14 protein-coding genes are annotated in these 16872 nt (G+C 54.9%); 8 read left to right on the top strand and 6 right to left on the bottom strand.

The genetic code is table 11. From position 1 onward, the window contains the following. Positions 1–202 precede the first annotated feature (202 nt). The 3 genes from ACUNV4_RS10430 to purU all read left to right on the top strand — a co-directional run bounded on the left by ACUNV4_RS10430 (position 203) and on the right by purU (position 3582). Entirely contained in the window at positions 203–382 is a 180-nt protein-coding gene (locus tag ACUNV4_RS10430) for a hypothetical protein (RefSeq protein WP_430878480.1), read from the top strand. A gap of 355 nt (positions 383–737) precedes the next feature. Further along, positions 738–2582, top strand: a complete 1845-nt coding sequence (locus tag ACUNV4_RS10425; protein WP_430878479.1) for a sensor domain-containing diguanylate cyclase — start codon at positions 738–740, stop codon at positions 2580–2582. Between the two features lie 127 nt (positions 2583–2709). Then, positions 2710–3582: a formyltetrahydrofolate deformylase gene (gene purU / locus ACUNV4_RS10420; protein WP_430878478.1), complete on the top strand. Its 873-nt coding sequence runs from the start codon at positions 2710–2712 to the stop codon at positions 3580–3582. A gap of 96 nt (positions 3583–3678) precedes the next feature. Here the strand turns inward: purU and ACUNV4_RS10415 are convergent, their stop codons facing one another. Next, a complete protein-coding gene (locus ACUNV4_RS10415; protein WP_430878477.1) occupies positions 3679–4242 on the bottom strand; it encodes a cytochrome P460 family protein in 564 nt (187 codons plus the stop codon). Positions 4243–4393: 151 nt separating this feature from the next. Here ACUNV4_RS10415 and ACUNV4_RS10410 point away from each other — a divergent pair, with 151 nt between their 5' ends. From ACUNV4_RS10410 to ACUNV4_RS10400, 3 genes are all read left to right on the top strand, one after another. Further along, positions 4394–5341 (top strand): cupin domain-containing protein, encoded by a 948-nt coding sequence (locus ACUNV4_RS10410; RefSeq protein WP_430878476.1) that lies wholly within the window; start codon positions 4394–4396, stop codon positions 5339–5341. Between the two features lie 205 nt (positions 5342–5546). After that, positions 5547–6287, top strand: a complete 741-nt coding sequence (locus tag ACUNV4_RS10405; protein WP_430878475.1) for a glutamine amidotransferase — start codon at positions 5547–5549, stop codon at positions 6285–6287. 114 nt (positions 6288–6401) lie between these two features. After that, the gene (locus tag ACUNV4_RS10400; protein WP_430878474.1) at positions 6402–8702 is read left to right on the top strand and encodes a fatty acid cis/trans isomerase; all 2301 of its coding nucleotides are present in this window, start codon (positions 6402–6404) and stop codon (positions 8700–8702) included. A gap of 18 nt (positions 8703–8720) precedes the next feature. Here ACUNV4_RS10400 and ACUNV4_RS10395 read toward each other — a convergent pair whose 3' ends face one another. Next, positions 8721–9872 carry an imelysin family protein gene (locus tag ACUNV4_RS10395; RefSeq protein WP_430878473.1) on the bottom strand — a complete coding sequence of 384 codons (1152 nt, stop codon included), beginning with the start codon at positions 9870–9872 and terminating at the stop codon, positions 8721–8723. Positions 9873–10036: 164 nt separating this feature from the next. Between ACUNV4_RS10395 and ACUNV4_RS10390 the strand changes: the two genes are divergently transcribed. Beyond that, positions 10037–10999, top strand: a complete 963-nt coding sequence (locus ACUNV4_RS10390; protein ID WP_430878472.1) for a thrombospondin type 3 repeat-containing protein — start codon at positions 10037–10039, stop codon at positions 10997–10999. Positions 11000–12508: 1509 nt separating this feature from the next. Here ACUNV4_RS10390 and ACUNV4_RS10385 read toward each other — a convergent pair. Next, on the bottom strand, positions 12509–13393 hold the full coding sequence (locus tag ACUNV4_RS10385) for a DUF2971 domain-containing protein (protein ID WP_430878471.1): 885 nt from the start codon (positions 13391–13393) through the stop codon (positions 12509–12511). Positions 13394–13557: 164 nt separating this feature from the next. On the opposite strand from ACUNV4_RS10385, the gene ACUNV4_RS10380 reads away from it, so the two are divergent. After that, positions 13558–14079: a DUF4468 domain-containing protein gene (locus ACUNV4_RS10380; RefSeq protein WP_430878470.1), complete on the top strand. Its 522-nt coding sequence runs from the start codon at positions 13558–13560 to the stop codon at positions 14077–14079. 92 nt (positions 14080–14171) lie between these two features. Here ACUNV4_RS10380 and ACUNV4_RS10375 read toward each other — a convergent pair whose 3' ends face one another. From ACUNV4_RS10375 to ACUNV4_RS10365, 3 genes are all read right to left on the bottom strand, one after another. After that, positions 14172–14561: a hypothetical protein gene (locus tag ACUNV4_RS10375; protein ID WP_430878469.1), complete on the bottom strand. Its 390-nt coding sequence runs from the start codon at positions 14559–14561 to the stop codon at positions 14172–14174. Continuing rightward, positions 14558–15253, bottom strand: coding sequence for a hypothetical protein (locus tag ACUNV4_RS10370; protein ID WP_430878468.1), 696 nt, complete (start codon positions 15251–15253; stop codon positions 14558–14560). Before ACUNV4_RS10370 ends, ACUNV4_RS10375 begins: the two co-directional genes overlap by 4 nt. A gap of 504 nt (positions 15254–15757) precedes the next feature. Further along, positions 15758–16027: a hypothetical protein gene (locus ACUNV4_RS10365; protein ID WP_430878467.1), complete on the bottom strand. Its 270-nt coding sequence runs from the start codon at positions 16025–16027 to the stop codon at positions 15758–15760. Between the last annotated feature and the right edge of the window lie 845 nt (positions 16028–16872).

Genomic DNA, 16872 nt, shown 5'->3' with positions numbered 1-16872 from the left:
CGACCTGCCGGTTGTTCCCGGTCGGTCCGGTCACTCGTTCCCGAGCAACCATTCTCCGGGTATCAGAGCCAGGCAATGGACGGCGACCTTGACATCCTCTGCCATCCATTGGAAAGTTGTGCGTGCAATTCGGCCATGAGCGCCGGACAACGTCGATTCAACCATTCAACTTCAATGAGGGCAGGCAAGCGTGGATAATCTGGTGGCAAATCTCAAGGTTCTGCTTGCAGAAGCTGGCGACAACGTCATGGTGGCGGGTAGCTGGCTGTTTCTGATCATTGCCTTTTTCTTCGCCATGGCTGAGCCCACGGCTGCCCTGTTGCCTCTGGCGCTGGGAGTCGGATGCTTCCTGCTCGCCAGAAAGAACGATACAGAGGCCTGACCGAAGGTCCGGGCGCGATGCGCCCGGTGGTTGCTGCCGGCTGCGGATGAGGATGTCCGGAAAGTGGATCCGGGTTCAGTCCGGTGTTGCTTTCCGGGCAGCTTTGCCCGGTTTGGTGGCCCGGCCCGTCGGTGATGAGACCACCGACAGGGCAGCGCAAGCGACATCTGATATATCAGCTTGTGATCACCTGCAAGAAAACACCATCGGCACGTCATTCAGCCGAGGCGTGAACGTCAAGAACCGGCCCACACAGCCGCTGTTTCAATCAAAGGGAGGCATATTGCCAGAACCCTGACAGTGGCCAATGTTCTTGAGGGCAATCAAAAGGATAGAATTGTTTCGACATTGCCTGATGATGGCTGTGTGGGCATTGATGTGCCTGATTCCCGGAAACGATGCACAGGCACAGGTTGCGCGCGAGATTGCCGCGCTTGATCCACCGGTCAGAATCCTTGAAGACCCGACGGGGGAGTTGGGCATCGAGGATATCCTGCGGTCGCAGGATCGATTCTCTGCCAGTGTGGACTCGTCGGTCAATTTCGGCTTCACGAGTTCGGCCTACTGGTTTGCCACGCAGCTCGAGCGGCCCGCCATTGGCGACTCACTGATGCTCAAGGTGTCATATCCCTTGCTGGATCGTATCGATCTGTACGTCTTGTCGGCCAGTGGCAGGTCCGAGCTTTTCCGGGCAGGCGATACCCTGGATTTCAGGGAACGACAGATCAATCATCGAGCCTTCGTGTTCCCGGTCGTTTTCGCTCCGAAAGAGGAGTCGCTGCAGATTTACATGCGTGTGAGAACAACGAGCGCTATGCAGGTTCCTCTCAGTATCTGGCAGCCGGAAGCCTTCCATGCCGAGAGCTATGATGAACAACTTTTACTCGGCTTGTATTATGGCCTGCTTCTGGCCATCATGGTGTCCAACGCGATGATGGCCCTGTCGGTCAGGGAACCGGCCTATGCCTACTACGCCTTGTACATTCTGTTCTACGGCGGATTCCAGATGTGCGTGAATGGTCTGGCCTTCGAATATATCTGGCCTTCATCCACCTATCTTGCAGAGAAGGGGACCGTCATCTTCATGGCACTCGGAGCTACGCTGGCCACCGCATTTTCGGCAGAGTTGCTCGAGATCTGGCAGCGACGAGATCACTTGAGAAGACTGTTCATTCTCTTCGGGGTATGCAATCTGGTGACGCTGCCGATGTGCCTGCTCGTTCCCTATGCCTTTTCCATTCAGCTGCAGACCTTGCTGGTGACGCTGGGTACCGGGCTGTTCTTCTGGGCGGGCATCATTCAGCTGCGTCGGGGCGTCGAAGTCGCCCGATATTTCCTGCTCGCCTGGACGATGTTCCTGTTGGGCATCTTCATCTATGGTCTGAAGACGTACGCACTGCTACCCGAGAACGTGTTCACCGAGTATGCCATTCAGGTCGGCTCGGCTCTGGAAACCATTCTGCTGTCGTTTGCCATCGCTCATCGATTCAAGATTCTGAGAGAGGACAAGCTTCGCCTGCAGCGAGAATCTACCGAGCTGCTGGAGACCCGAGTGGCTCAACGAACACTGGATCTGGAGAAGACACTGGACGAGCTGTCTGCGGTGAATACGCGCCTGGAAAGACTCAGCATCATCGATTCGCTGAGCGGCGTCTTCAATCGAGCCTATTTCAATGTCAACTTTGACAGATTGTGGGAGCTTGCACGGGTTGAACAGAAGCCATTGGCCATTCTGATGATCGATATCGACCATTTCAAAAGGGTCAATGACAATCACGGGCATCTGATCGGCGACAATATCATCAGTATCGTCAGCAAGCTCGTGTCGGAAATCGTTTCACGCGAAGAGGATTTCGTGGCTCGTTATGGTGGTGAGGAGTTTGCGGTCGTATTGCCCGATACCGGACAAGCGGCAGCCATGATGCTGGCAGAACAGATTCGCGTTGCTGTCAATTCCTTCGACAGTGATGTGGAAGCCCTTGCCAGAGTGGGACGCATCAGTGTGAGTATCGGCGTGGCGTCAAGGATTCCCCAGGCTGATGATGCCGATCCCCGTAGCGAACTCCTGTTGTCACTGGCAGATGATGCGCTGTATCGCGCAAAGAACAGTGGCAGAAATCGCGTTTGTCAGGCCATCCGGAATCAGGATATTCCGGACTTGGGTTCGGATCTGGGTCTGGGAGTCATGGGGCTGGGGTGATAGGGTGGAAAGTCCGGGGCGATACCGGTTCTGGAGCCAGTCATCAGAACCTGGTGGATGAACCTTTCAAGCGACAGCTGAAGTACCATTGGGACTCTTTTTCTCACGCTTACCATGGTTCTATCCAATGTCTCAGGATGCTTCTTCGTGCAATGAACTGATTCTCAAGGCCGCCTGCAAAGCCGAGAGTGGCATTGTTGCCGCCGTCAGTACCTTTCTGGCTGATCGAGGTGCCTATATCAGTGATATGTCGCAATTCGATGACCCGGCGACGGGGCGCTTTTCACTGCGGGCTCGTTTTCACATAGCCTCTGGTGATGCCACGCTGGAGCAGCTGCAGGAAGAATTTCAGGCTGTTGCCGCACAGTTCGGGATGGAGTGGAATCTGTTGTCTGCAGAAGCTCCCACACGGACCCTGATCATGGTCAGTAAATTCGATCACTGTCTGGATGATCTGCTGTACCGGCTCAAGAAAGGCGAGTTGAACATGGAGATCACGGCAGTCGTGTCCAACCATCTGGACCTGCGGCCCATGGCTGAGCGCGAAGGAATACGTTTTGTCTATCTGCCGATCACACCGGACAACAAGCCTCAACAGGAAAAGGCTCTGATGGAGCTGATTGATGAAACCGGGACGGAACTGGTGGTACTCGCCCGCTACATGCAGGTATTGTCCGACACCATGTGCAAGCAGCTCAGTGGCCGGGCCATCAACATCCATCATTCCTTTCTGCCGGGCTTCAAGGGGGCGCGACCCTATCACCAGGCCTACGATCGCGGGGTCAAGCTGATCGGGGCGACCGCACATTACGTGACATCAGATCTGGACGAAGGGCCCATCATCGAACAGAGCGTGCAACCGGTCGATCACACCTACACGCCGGAGCAACTCGTGGCGGTGGGACGTGATACCGAAACCGTGGCCCTGGCCAGGGCGGTCAGACTGCATGTCGAGCACCGCGTCTTCCTGCACGGTAACAAGACAGTGATCTTTCGCTAGCGGCGGCCAGCAGCGGTTCGACGCCCGTGCAGGCGTCGAACCGATTGTGTGAACGATACCCGGCCGTTGTATCAGGCTCGCACGACAGACAATGCCTCAGTTGGCCGTTCGCAGCGTGGGATAGGCTTCGGTATAGAGCCAGTCCTTGTCCTTTGCCGGTGTATGGCAACCCAGGCAATCGGCCTTGTAATCGGTCGCCGCATTCGTGGCAGGGTCATCCAGCGTGAACAGGGCCCATCCCCAGCCGTCACCCCAGACAGGATTAGCGGCGAAACGGTTGCTCGAATCCTTGACCATGACAAACCATTGTTTCAGGTCCGTGGCATAGCCGACGCCTGCGCCGGTAGTGTAGGAGCCGCTCACATGGGCGCGTAATTCCTTGACCAGTGTTGCACCATCGGGGAACATGCCCGTTTCGCGATAGGCCTCGGCAGACGCCTTCTCGGTGTAGACATCATGAAACCCGCTGGCTCCCCCTTCAGGGACGAACCAGGAGCCCAGATGCACCATGTTGATTCGGAAATCCTCCGGCAAGCTGATGCTACCATCGGCATCCACATGGGGTGAGAACGATTCCTGAGCAACGACCGACGTCATCTGTATGCCTGACAATGCCGCTGCAGCAGCGACACTCAACAGGATTCCGTGCATCTTCTTCATTTTTCAAGCTCCGTAAGCTGTATGGACATTTGCCAATCCGCTCCCTGTCATCGGAAAGCCGTCTGTTTCCCCGTTGCCAGGATGCTTCATGGTTGTGCATTCATGGTAGTCCGACAGCCTGAGCCGGCAGGTAACCCAGAGGATCAGATAAGTGCCCGAGAATGTCAGTGAAACAGGAGGCTTCGATGTTCTTGCCGATGTTCTGGATACCATGCGTCTGCGAGGCACGATTTTCTTCCGTTCCGAGCTCGCAGCACCCTGGGGGATGAGCCTCGAGCCGTCAGGTCTGCCCCGATTTCACATCGCTCTGTCCGGCAACTGCTTCGTGGGCGCAGCTTCAGGAGAGCAGCTCAGTGTCGGCGAGATGGATATCGTCATGCTGCCCGATGGCAGGGAACACTGGATTGCCGATCGACCCGGGCGCGAGCTGGTGCAGAGCAGGCAGGCTGGTGAAGCCTGCGAACTGGGAGTGCCGATGTTTCAGAGTGGTGATATCACCAACCGGCTGATGTGTGGGCTGGTACATTTCGATACCGAAATGACCCATCCGATTCTCGATACGATTCCGGATGTGCTGCACTTGAAGAACATCGAACCATCGGATGCCATCTGGTTGATCGTCATGGCAATCGACGCCGAAATGGCTCGTCCGAAAGGACGAGGAGGGCGGATCATCGACAAGTTGACCGAGATCCTGATATTGCAGTTGTTGAGTCGATATCAGGCGGAGAGCGGAGAGTCGGGCGGGTTTCTGGCCGCGCTCGGCGACCGTCGTTTGCTGCATGCCCTGGCACTGATTCATCGAGAGCCGGCGCATGACTGGACGCTCACGTCCCTGGGCGCGCAATGCGGCATGTCACGTGCCACGCTGCTTCGTCATTTCGAAGCATCGGTTGGGCTGTCCCCAATCGCCTACCTGATGAACTGGAGGCTCGTCAAGGGCTGCAATATGGTCAAGTATTCCTCGGCCTCTCTGGAACAGATCGCACAATCCGTGGGCTTCAGCTCGGCAAGAACGTTCAATCGGGCTTTTCAGCGCCGCTACGGACGAACGCCGACCTGTTTGCGACAGGACCGCCAGGCGGATCTGCCTCCCTGACCAGTCTTGCTTGTCGATCAGGTGCAAGGCAGCCAGCTGACGGTGCGATCTGCTCCTCGTCGCCATCCTGTTGACGTCGATCAAGCACAAGTCGAAGCACTGGCAATCATCCGGTCCGCGACGTCGCTGCCGGCCTTGTCGAGGGTCAGACCGGGTTACAATCGGGTCTGTCTCTCAGCCCTCTCTGCCCATTGGAAGAACCTGCATGAAGCCCTTTCTGATACTGCAACTGCGACCTGAAACGGCAGCCTCGGACGATGAATTCAACGCGATACTGGACAAGGGTGGGCTGTCAGTCGAGCAGGCTCGTCGCATTCGACTGGATCAGGAATACTTGCCGCAGGATCTGTCACTGGATGACTACAGTGGCGTCATCGTGGGCGGTGGTCCGGGTTGTGTCAGTGATGCAGAACACGGCAAGTCGGCAATGGACAAGCAGATAGAATCGGCGGTGCTGGGTCTGATGCCGCAGATTACCGAGACAGATTTCCCGTTTCTGGGGTGTTGCTACGGCATCGGTATTCTGGCGCATCATCTTGGCGCCACTGTCAGCAAGGAACAGTATGGCGAGGCAGTGGGTGCCGTGGAGTGCGAGCTGACACAGGCAGGCAGGCAGGATCCGATTCTCGACGGCGTCGACGAGCGATTTCGAGCCTTTGTCGGCCACAAGGAAGCTGTCCAGCATCTGCCAGAAGGGTGTGAGCATCTGGCGCAATCGGAGCCCTGTCCGTACCAGATGATTCGCTACCGCGACAATGTCTATGCCACGCAGTTTCACCCGGAGGCCGATGGCAATTCCTTCGAAGTGCGCATTCAGGTCTATCGCAATGCCGGTTACTTCCCGCCGGAAGAAGCGCAGAAACTGGTAGACATGTGCCGCGCCGAGGACATACGGATGCCGGAGCGCATTCTGACAAACTTTGTCAGGCGTTATAAACGAATCTGACGTTCTGCAAGCTTCGCTCCGGTTTCTGCTGAATGAGACTGGCATCCCGATATACTGTCTGCTCGTTCATTCCGAGTGACTGATCGGATGCATTTCTGTCTGAAATTACCGTGGGTGCTGTTGACCAGCTTGCTGATCTGCAGCGCCTGCCTGCAGGTCAAGCCTGCGGCCGGAGAACCCGAACCTCTCGTCGGTCAGCTGCGCAGCGAGCTGCCCGATTCCGCAGTGGCCGGTATCGATTTTCTTGACGATGTGAAGCCGATACTCGACACGCGGTGCATTGCCTGTCATGCCTGTTATGACGCACCCTGTCAACTCAAGACCAGTGCCGCCGAAGGGCTGTCGCGGGGGGCAAGCAAGGCCAGGGTCTATCATTCGACACGTCTGCTGCCGGCGGACCCGACGCGCCTGTTCGTCGATGAGCAGACCACGGAGGGCTGGCGAGACAAGGGCTTCTTCAGTGTGTTCGGTGAGCCGCATGATGGCAAGCTCGAAGCTGGACTGATGAGACGTTTTCTCGAACTCAAGCAGCAGGCGCCACCCTTGCAACCGGGCATACTGCCGGATACCTACACAGTGGGGCTGAACCGTGAAAACGAATGCCCCACCGTGGACGAATTCGATGCCTACGCCAGGCGTCATCCGGAAGCCGGCATGCCGTATGCCTTGCCGCCATTGAGCGATGCAGAGCAGAGCGTGCTGTTGCGTTGGCTGGACGCCGGTGCGCCGTACCAGACCGATGTGGCTGTGTCTCCGCAATTCAGCGATGCTCTGGCAAGCTGGGAGTCCTTTTTCAATCGACAGACGGACAAGGGGAGACTGGTTTCACGTTATCTGTACGAGCACCTGTATCTGGGTCATCTGTACTTCCCTGATATCTCCCCCGATACCTTCTTCAGACTGGTGCGTTCGGCCAGTCCGCCCGGGGAACCGGTGGAATTCATTGCCACCAGACGGCCGTTCGATGATCCTGGGGTGGATACCGTCCATTATCGCCTGGTGCCCGAGCGCGAGACCATCGTCGCCAAGACGCATAATCCCTATCGCCTGGATGCGGACAGACTGGCGCGATTCGAATTGCTCTTCTTCAATGATGACTACACGGTGGATTCCCTGCCTGGCTACCAGGCGGACAGCAACGCCAATCCGTTTGTCACCTTTGCCGCGCTGCCCATGAACAGCCGGTATCGCTTCATGCTGGAGGAGGCTCGCTTCACGATAGCCAACTACATTCGTGGCAGTGTCTGTCGCGGGCAGATTGCGGTCAGCGTCATTCGCGATCGCTTCTGGGTGTTTTTCGTGAATCCGGAGTCACCCGTCAACGAAGCCCTGGCGAGCTTCCTGCCCACGGTCAGCAAGGAACTGGCGCTGGCCAACAGCAATGACTCCAGCATCGGACTGACGCCTCTGTTGCATTGGGGGCATTATGCAAGGCTGGAGCATGAACATCACATGGCTCGTGATCAGGCGCTGGCTGACTGGTTCTCGACAAACGAGGTTTCTCTCGACATGATCTGGAAAGGTGGCGAGGAGAACAACCCCAATGCGGCGTTGACTGTCCTGCGTCATGGCGACTATGCAGCGGTGGAGCAGGGGCTGCTGGGACAGGCTCCACCGGATACCGCCTGGGTCATCGACTATCCGTTACTGGAGCGCATTCACTATCTGCTGGTAGCCGGATACGATGTTTACGGTACGCTTGGCCATCAGCTGACCTCGAGGCTGCACATGGATTTCCTGCGCATGCAGGGAGAAAAGAACCTGCTGGCTTTCGTGCCACCGGATGCTCGCCGAACGGCACGTGATCGATGGTACCGGGATGCTCCCGAGGATGCTCTGGATTACATGAGCAACCGGGCCTTCGACCAGGTGCCGTTCAGGGGGATCGATTACCGTACTGACGACCCCCTGACCGAATTGTACGGGTTGCTGGCAAGTCACCTGAAGGCTGTTCAACCCGACGATGCGCACGCCGGGCAGACGCTCGCTGCGCTGGAGACCTTCAAGGGAGAAAAAACCGCCCTGTTGCCACAGGTGACCTTGCTCAGAGTCGATGGTGATGGTCCACGCTATGTGTCGATTCTGCGCAATGATGCGCATCTGAACATGAGCTCGGTCTTCCAGGAGGAGAAGCAGCTGATTCCCGCGGAGAATACCGTGACGGTGCTACCGGGCATTCGCGGTTTCTATCCGAACGCGCTGATGCAGGTAGATCAGGCTGATCTTCAGGAATTCGTGCAAGCGGTACTGTCACTGGATGATGCAGACAGCTATTCGCGCCTGCTGGATGACTACGGTGTTCGGCGAAGCGATCCGCGCTTCTGGGCCTTGAGTGATGAGCTGCATGAGCAATGGCAAGCGGCGGATCCCACGGGTTTCGGCTATCTGGATTTCAGTCGCCTGGAAAATCGCTGAGCGTCGATCCCTTTGTCGTCAATCTCCGTCATCGGCATTGAAGTTGACCCCCATGCCCAGCGGTGTGAGAACCTGGTGGTTGACGGTGTGGCGGATGTCGTTGAGCACGGCTGACAGGCTGGCAAAGACGGTATCGACCTCCGGGCTCAGTTGTCCATCGGGCCCGGCAAAGGCGAAGGTGTATTGCAGTTTTCCCAGCAAGTGGTCGACGTAGTCGAAGTCTGTTGTCAATTCGTCTTCCATAGCCAGCTGTTGCAGCAGGCCGGCGTCGAACAGCAGGGAGCGGATGCCTGCGACGTTGCCGGTGAGCATGGCAACCGTACGACGACTGCGCCACAGGGGCGCTGTGCGGATGATCCGGGGATCGCCTGACAGCAGAGTCTGCAGTTTGCGATCGACCAGGCTGTCCAGTCCGGTCACGATCTCCGTGATGACGCTGCGCAGCGCTTCATTGGCGTTGCGAAAATGGGGGGATGATGGCTCGGGGTGCAGAAAGGCCTGAACGTATTCCGAGTCGGATTGCCAGGCGCGGTCGAGTTCGTCGGCCATCGATGCGATGTTCTGAATGAGAGTTTGCACGACGTGGCACAGAGGCGTTTCCTCCACCGTGTAGTGTCCGTCGCTGAACAACAGACGTTCCAGAGCCGGAAAGCCCTGTACAGCCACACTTTTCCTCGCCAGTTGCCTGACGCTCAGGCTGGCAATGTCGGTATCTGCCAGCAAGCTGCGCAACTGCCGTTCACCCACTCGACGTTTGTCCGGCCAGTAGAACAATCGGTTCTGCAGGTGGTTGTCGAGCATGGGGCCCGAGCGGAAGATCTCCACCCTTGCATAATCTTGCAGCAATCGGGTGAAATCGGTCTGCAAGGCATGGATTCTCGAAGCAGGCCCGCTCTCGCAGAGGTCTTTCGTCGTGGATGTCCAGGCGTCGGCAGCATTGGCGAATCGCCGAAAGGCCGGTTGATAGACGTCCTGCACCCAGTTTGCCGATAATTGTGGCGTCGCCTGAAATTCTGCAGCCCGCAGTCGGGTGGCGGGCAACATCAGCAGGGCAGCCGCCAGAAGAGCTGACAGTGCGTTGCGAGCAAGGCCGGCTCGGCGACGCGAGCCGGCAGGGTCAAACGCCATGTCGAGCAGTAGCCAGTGATGGAATCTGCCTGATGCTGTCATGCGGGTCGTGAGCACTCCAGTGTGTTCGAACAGGGTACATCGGGTGGATCGTGCAGGTCCATCGGTCAGAAACCTCGCGGCCGTATGGTGGTGCGTGCTAATCTGGAATCAGCCGTCATGCGGCCTCAGGCCGGAATACTGCGAGACGGCTCAAGGAGAGGAACATGAAGCGATTGATCAACCTGCACTTGACGCCTGCGATCAGTACCGGGTTCGCTGGCATCCTTCTTTTGTCACTGGCAAGCTGCAGCAGCTCCAGTTCGGAGCCGCCCGAGGTAGTGGCGGAGGACAATTGTCCCGGCATCGACAATCCGGATCAGCTGGATACGGACGGTGACGGTGAGGGTAACGCCTGCGATTCCGACGATGACAACGACGGCTTCCAGGATGTTGACGACCCAGCACCGCTGGATAACACGCGACCAGGCGATTTTTCCACGCCTGAGGCCATTCTCGATGACACCATCGTGCAGGACGCTATCGAGCAGGCGCAGCAGGCCGGAGTCGAGGTACGAACAGACACCGCCTTGACGCCTCCAGTGCTGTCCGGGTACTACAATCGACCAGATAGTGCCGGCCGGTTTACCGCAACTGACAACGGCACCGATATCGGACGTGCTCTGGTCGGTGCCGAAAGGCGTGTCGAGCAAGGCGCAGGCAATTCGATCTCATCTGCCGGCGTGAGCTATACCCTGGGCTCTCCGATTGCCTACGGCATTGCCGAAGGCTCTCTGATCAGAGGGGAAGGCAATCGGTTCACGGTCTACTCGCGCAACAGAAACACTTGCACTGAAGCCGGGTCGGATTATGAGATGTTCAGTGTCGGGATCACATCAGGCGAGTGGGATCCACTCAGCGGCAACATCCTGGATTCACGCACCCTGTCCGTGACGATCGACGTTGCCGGCGAGCTGACGACAGCCTGTGCGAACAGGATTTCCGGCGCAGCAGAGCTGGTTGGTGGCTGGAGCGTGTACGAGTATGCCCTTGATGAGTTCGTCGAGCCGTCCACACTGCTGTACATGTGCGTCGATGACGATGCGGCCTATGCGCCGACAGAGGAATGGACCGGCAGTGATGGCTTGGCCTGTTCCTGCGGCGAGGACTATCAGATCAGTTGTCAGTAGTCTCGGTAGTTGCAGTCGCCCATGAAAAAAGCGGCCCTTTGGGGGCCGCTTTGATCGTGCATTTGGTGGAGCTGGGGGCCACCCTAATTGGAGGCTGAAAGCCTTATTCTATAAGGGAATCAGCTAGTTGCGTTTCTACTTATACCGTCACTCTACCGACAATCAACGTAGATTGTTATGGAAGAAACAGGAATGAATAACGAATCGGGTTCATAGTTGGAAGCTACAATATTTCCATTTTGTAATGTTCCAACGGGCGAAATTGCCTCTCTATCTTCATCCAGCTGCATTGGTGAGGGTATCTCGATGACAGTGTATTCAGTCACATTTGTATCACTATTTTCTCTTCCGATATCGCGATTTGGGTGTCGAGATGCTCGCCGGTAGGGTAACGATGTGGTTTACCGGATACCTAGAACTGGCATGACTGCTCAGCGGATTCCGTCCAGGGTCAACAACTTCGACTAACAGTGAAAGCGTCACCGTTCGACCGTTGATTACGCGCTCGCCCAGCACTGCTCTGGCTCGCGGGTCGCCTTCTTTGACAGCCTGAAACAGTTCGGGAATCCTGCGTCCTGCGTCTTCTAACCATCGCCGTTGCTTCGGGTTCATAGCCATTGCCTAGTATGCTGTAAATACATACAGCATTACACAAGTCTGATGATAAAGGTGTATCAAACGATGCGCGTGCGTTCTTTGTCATCTCCACGTGCATCTCAATGAAGGCATCAAAAGCTGGAAGTTTGCAGATACTCTGCGAACCCTACGAACTCAACGCTGCCGCCGATCCTGTCTACGAAATCGGGTTCCAGACTTTGCGGAATGGGTGGCGAGTCTACGTAAGGGTGGAAATGGCAGAGGCCAGATATTGAGGCATGTGACAAGGAGCAACGACCATTGGTCAGTGTGACGATATGCTCGGCATTATGCGGAAATCGAAATCTGAGTGGCTGGAGGCGTTCCGGTCGATAGCAGGCGAGCGGGGCGGTAAGTGTCTCAGCAGTGAGTACGTCAATCAGCGAACCAAGCTGACATTTCAGTGTGCTGACGGTCATACTTGGGAGGCGCTTCCAATGAATGTGCTCCATAGGGGGAGCTGGTGCCCACACTGCAGCGGCAACGCCAAGCTGTCTCTGCGCGACGTTCAGGAAGCGGCAAAGGCATTGGGGGGCAAGTGTCTATCGACGACGTACGAGAGCGTGCACAAGCCGTTAGAGTTCGTGTGTGGCATGGGCCATCGGTTTTCTGCTTCGGCAACGTCCGTGCGCACAATGGGGGCGTTCTGCATGGAGTGTCAGAAACTCACTCTGGACGAATTCCAGCGGCTTTGCGACTCGATTCATTACAGGTTGTTGTCTGATACCTACGTGAACAATTACACCCACATTCATGTCCTGTGTGATCGAGGGCATTCATGGCGTGTTCAGCCGAAGCACCTGAAGGAGGGCAAGCGGTGTCCTGAGTGCAGAAGGGTTGAGAGGTGGTGATTAATATCTATTAGCGGGCCGCTCAAGCGCGAAACGGTATGTTTTCTAACTGTACTGAATTGCGCAATTGTTCTGAGGCCCCTCGCTCCTCCAATAGCAATTCCAGCGCCAGAACGTTGTCTCTTTGGTGTGCGCTTGGTCCAACGACAATTCTTTGCAGATCTGGCATTTTGACTTTGTAGTAAGGAACTAGTCCTCGTGAGTTGGAACGAAAATTCAGTTTCGGTTTGAACTGACCAATTCCCGCAAGCTTTGACTTGGATTTCTTACGCGGTGCTACGATAAGTCTCCATTCCTGCTCTTGTTTATATGCTGGGTGTTTGATCCTTAACAGTTGTATTGCGATATTGCTAAATCTCCGAGGATAAAGAGCGTTCCTGACGAAGCCGTGCACTTCCTTGTCGGTAGAAATATTCGCAGGCAGCTCAGCGAATTCAGTTTCTATCGCTTGTGAAACAGCTTCAATCTGCTTGTCTTCATCATAAATGCATTGAAGGAAATGCACGTTCTCGTATCGCTCGTCCATTGATTTCAGGTCAGCTTGTTTATAACCCAGAGCGAAGCCTAAGCCTTGGTCGGCATAGCCTCTCCATTGGTCAACAAGTCCAAGCGCACTTGAAAAGCAAGTGACGTAGTGACCAGCCAGTGGCATGCCATCTTTCTTTTTCTCGAAGGTTTGAATCAGGTATTCAAGAAATTCGCGGTCAATATTTAGTTTATCTGAGTGAGATTCCAGGACCTCGTTTAATACTGCAAGGCCCGTTAAAAATTCGCTTTCATCATTGAGAAACCGCATGTGGGTTGCATAGAGAGTAGATTTTCCTCCACCGTCTTTAATTAGGATATGCGGCAGCGAGCCTGCCCCAGTGTAGTGGTAAAGGTACTCTTCGGGATAGCTTATTTGCATGTGGTGGTGAAAATCCGATGGTCTTCTAAGTAACCTGAGAATCGACAGAATAACGGAGGTCGCTCTTGACCAGTTTGGCAGAAAGTTGCACTATTTGTGTGCCAATTAAAACTGGTGACGACTCGGGAAGTTGTTCCTTGGTCAGATTCGAAAAGGAGTTTGCGATGAAGATGATTGTACTGGCAACAGTGGTTGCTATTGCAGGTTGTGCGACGACTTCGACACCGTTCACTGGTCCTCCACCAATGAAAATAGTCGAGTCTAATGCGGAAGCAGCAGAACTTTTCCACGGCTCCAGGCAATGGATTGCTGAAAATTTCAAATCAGCCAACGCTGTAATTCAATATCAAGACGAAGCAACTAATACTGTGATCGGACGTGGCACCTTGCCGAATGCAGTATGTCGGAATTTAGTTGGGGGTTATGTCGCTGTGAAGACGGCGAAGGCCGGGGAGTGCATAGAGAACCTGCCGCTTGAATTCGTGATGAAGGTTGAGGCAAAGGATAATCGACTGAGAGTGTCAATGCCGAGCGCGAGATACATCCAGCCAGCCACAGGTTACATTGCGGCGAGTGAGGGTCTGGCTACGCAAGAGATTATGGATGCGTACAAGGATGAGATTCTTGGGTACGGCGACAAGATAGCAGCTTATGTTGTCGATGGTGCTGCTGATGATGATTGGTAGATCTCTTCTTTAAGAGCTTCTCTGTCGATTTGGTTGAAATGATTGAGACCCGGCCAGTGTTCCGGCCGGGCTGGTTAGGCAAGGGTAAGGTGCTAACTGTTTGCAAACCGATTTGCGCTGGCTGCCATCAGTTCTTCAGTCTCTACGGTGTCAAATCCGTCCAGTCGCTTGACGGCATCTCCACAAGCGGAGCCGACTCCGGCAATGAACTGGATTAGGTCGCTGTAGTGCTCTTCCACGAACTCGGTATCGTCGCTGTCCTTGCAATCACGGTGAATTTCTTCCTGTACAGACAGACGGTATATCAGCTCGCAGCACTTCCCCTGTATGCGTAGCAGACGGGTTGCACTCTGATCTACCTCGGCACGGGTTGTCGCTGTGTCGGCCTCCTGCATCAATCGGTGCAGGCTACTAACGCATGGGTCGCCGCCGCCATCAACAGCCGGTACTGACAGGTCCATGTAATCGGGTATGGTTTTCATTGCATTGCCTCCGGTGTTTTCACTTTGGACAGAACGGTGTTGATCATGTCGAGCTGGCTGGATACATCCCATAACAGGGTGTGTATGGTCGTCGATTCAAGAGCGGCCAGCGCTGAAAGATTGAGCACGTCAATGCAGGCCAGAGCACGGGCTGTCATGGTGTTCAGAAGGTCATACGGCATACCCTCGAACTCAGATAGCGGCTGCAACAGATACTGTTCCGGTTGATCGCTGGCGGTGAAGTACTTGCACTGCTGCCATGATTTCAAAGCGGCATCATCAATGGCGACGATGGAACCGCGCAGTCTCTGTAAATCGGCTCTGATTGATTCCGATCTGCGGCCTTTCTCATTCTCAACATAAGACATCAATGCTTGCACTTGGCTGCTTGCTATGGCGTTTAGGCTGATAATCTCTTGCACTTCGCCTGATGCTGCTGTGTCATCTGTGTCTGGCTTGGTATCGAGTAGCTTGCAGAGTGCTTCAGAATCACTCAGAAGCCCATAAAGCACGGTCATCAAGTCCTTGTGGTTCAACTCCAGCAGGTCGCCGCCATCGCTGCATGTCAGCAGTAGAACTGTGGCTTTGATCCGCTGGGCAAGGTCGATAGATACATCAGTGACTTCATGGTGAGTTAGCGGCCTGATTGGTTGCAAGTACTCACCAACGGAGCCGATATGGTCTGGTCTCATTTTCGTGCCCTTCCGTGCGCCGTCCTCGTTGCAAGCGTCATTGATTGTCGGAAAGCGGGTGGGCTGTTGTAAGTGTGGTCTGCTGCTAGGTGGGGGCGTATGGAGAGGGTTGTGTGCTGTCTCTGCTGATACAATTGCATCTGTCATGACTTGTGTCCTATAAGCTGGTTCAAGTTGTGGCATCGGTTGTCGGGGATTGCAGTCCTCGGCAACCATCCTTGCTGGTGAATAGTCATCATGTGACGGTAATTAGTGTATGCCCATTAATTAACTTCTGTCAACTGCTGATGATTATTTAATGAGCATACACAATATGGTAATATGCGCACATGCAGAAGAAGAAGCGCGGCAGGCCGCCAACAGCAAACCCGGCAACGGAAAAGCTCCCGAATGTCAGGGTTACGCCAGATCAGTTGCAATCTTATGTTGCTGCGTCAAAGGTGCGCGGTGAATCCTTGTCTGCGTGGGTCAAACGGAATCTTGATCGTGTCGCAAAGCGTGACCTTAATCAGTGACGGGAAAGCTGCCAATCTTTGCCCCGAGTGATACCGGCACGTCATGGTTTCTCACGGCTTCCTTGAGTGCTGGTGATGCTTTGGTGTCGATGGCTTCAGCCTGCTTGCCTGCGCGCTTGACAGTCTTTTCGGAAGTTCCGTGATCGCTGGCAATAGTCTTGGCTGTATTTGCCAAAGGGTCATTTTGACCTTTTGCCACATACTGATTTCCACGGTCGCCGCCAACAGAGTTCTTCCTCGCGTTGTACAGCCTGCCCACGAATAGCCGGAAGTCATCAGGCGATAGATTACGGGGACTGAATCCGAGCAACCCCGTTTCCCATGTACGTTATCGAGTACTGGTATAGGATGTCTTCAGCGTCGTTGTCTGAAACCGGCACATAGTCAATAAGCATTGCTTGCCGGTCGTCTTCAGGGACATATCCGGTGAATGTCAGAGTGTTATCGGATACCGTGTAACGCGTGTCATCACGGGTATATTCCCAATCGCCGGTCGTTGGGTTTGGTAGCCAGGTGTCAATCTTGAAGTCAGGGTCTCTCAGCTCAATTGATGACTGATAACTCAATCGGGTACGGCGTTGGTCTCCGTATCGTGTCGCACCTACTGGGTATCGGGAAATTGATGTCGTGTACACGGCATTCGACGGCCAGTGCCTGAAACTCCTTTGCCCGACAGATGAGATTGTCAGCTTGTATCCTAGAGGGTTTTTGCCGTGCTCTCGCGCCATAACTTCAATTGTGCGCAAATGCTCTAACAGCAGGCTTGGGTAGTCGTGGCTGACAAGTGTGGCGCTTTGCAGCCTGCCGCATATGCGATACATCGCAGAGTACACTGCTGTATCATCCTCACTATCAAGTGTCACGTCGAGAGATGGAACTGTCATTTATCGTCGTCCTGTCTGGAGTTATGGCTTGACCGATATCATTCATCATGTACAGTCCGTACCGTTGAAAATCGGCCTTTGTATTTATAAGAGTTTACTGTAAGGAAAAACAGTTGCACTGTGGTGGATCATGGGAGGCGAAATTGGGGTAGAGAGCGGGGCTCGAAACAATCCCGAGCCAAAAATTAGGGCAGAAGGACCCAAAATGATAATCATTCTC

It is taken from the genome of Granulosicoccus sp. 3-233 (genome assembly GCF_052681095.1).
The sequence above is the reverse complement of the archived record's forward strand: the minus strand, read 5'-3'. Positions and strand labels throughout refer to the sequence as shown.

Bases quoted from the DNA above. Each gene is read 5' to 3' on its own strand.
- ACUNV4_RS10425 (WP_430878479.1), top strand. From the start codon at position 738: ATGATGGCTGTGTGGGCATTGATGTGCCTGATTCCCGGAAACGATGCA.
- purU (WP_430878478.1), top strand. From the start codon at position 2,710: ATGTCTCAGGATGCTTCTTCGTGCAATGAACTGATTCTCAAGGCCGCC.
- ACUNV4_RS10415 (WP_430878477.1), bottom strand. From the start codon at position 4,242: ATGAAGAAGATGCACGGAATCCTGTTGAGTGTCGCTGCTGCAGCGGCA.
- ACUNV4_RS10405 (WP_430878475.1), top strand. From the start codon at position 5,547: ATGAAGCCCTTTCTGATACTGCAACTGCGACCTGAAACGGCAGCCTCG.
- ACUNV4_RS10395 (WP_430878473.1), bottom strand. From the start codon at position 9,872: ATGACAGCATCAGGCAGATTCCATCACTGGCTACTGCTCGACATGGCG.
- ACUNV4_RS10390 (WP_430878472.1), top strand. From the start codon at position 10,037: ATGAAGCGATTGATCAACCTGCACTTGACGCCTGCGATCAGTACCGGG.
- ACUNV4_RS10385 (WP_430878471.1), bottom strand. From the start codon at position 13,393: ATGCAAATAAGCTATCCCGAAGAGTACCTTTACCACTACACTGGGGCA.
- ACUNV4_RS10380 (WP_430878470.1), top strand. From the start codon at position 13,558: ATGAAGATGATTGTACTGGCAACAGTGGTTGCTATTGCAGGTTGTGCG.
- ACUNV4_RS10375 (WP_430878469.1), bottom strand. From the start codon at position 14,561: ATGAAAACCATACCCGATTACATGGACCTGTCAGTACCGGCTGTTGAT.
- ACUNV4_RS10370 (WP_430878468.1), bottom strand. From the start codon at position 15,253: ATGAGACCAGACCATATCGGCTCCGTTGGTGAGTACTTGCAACCAATC.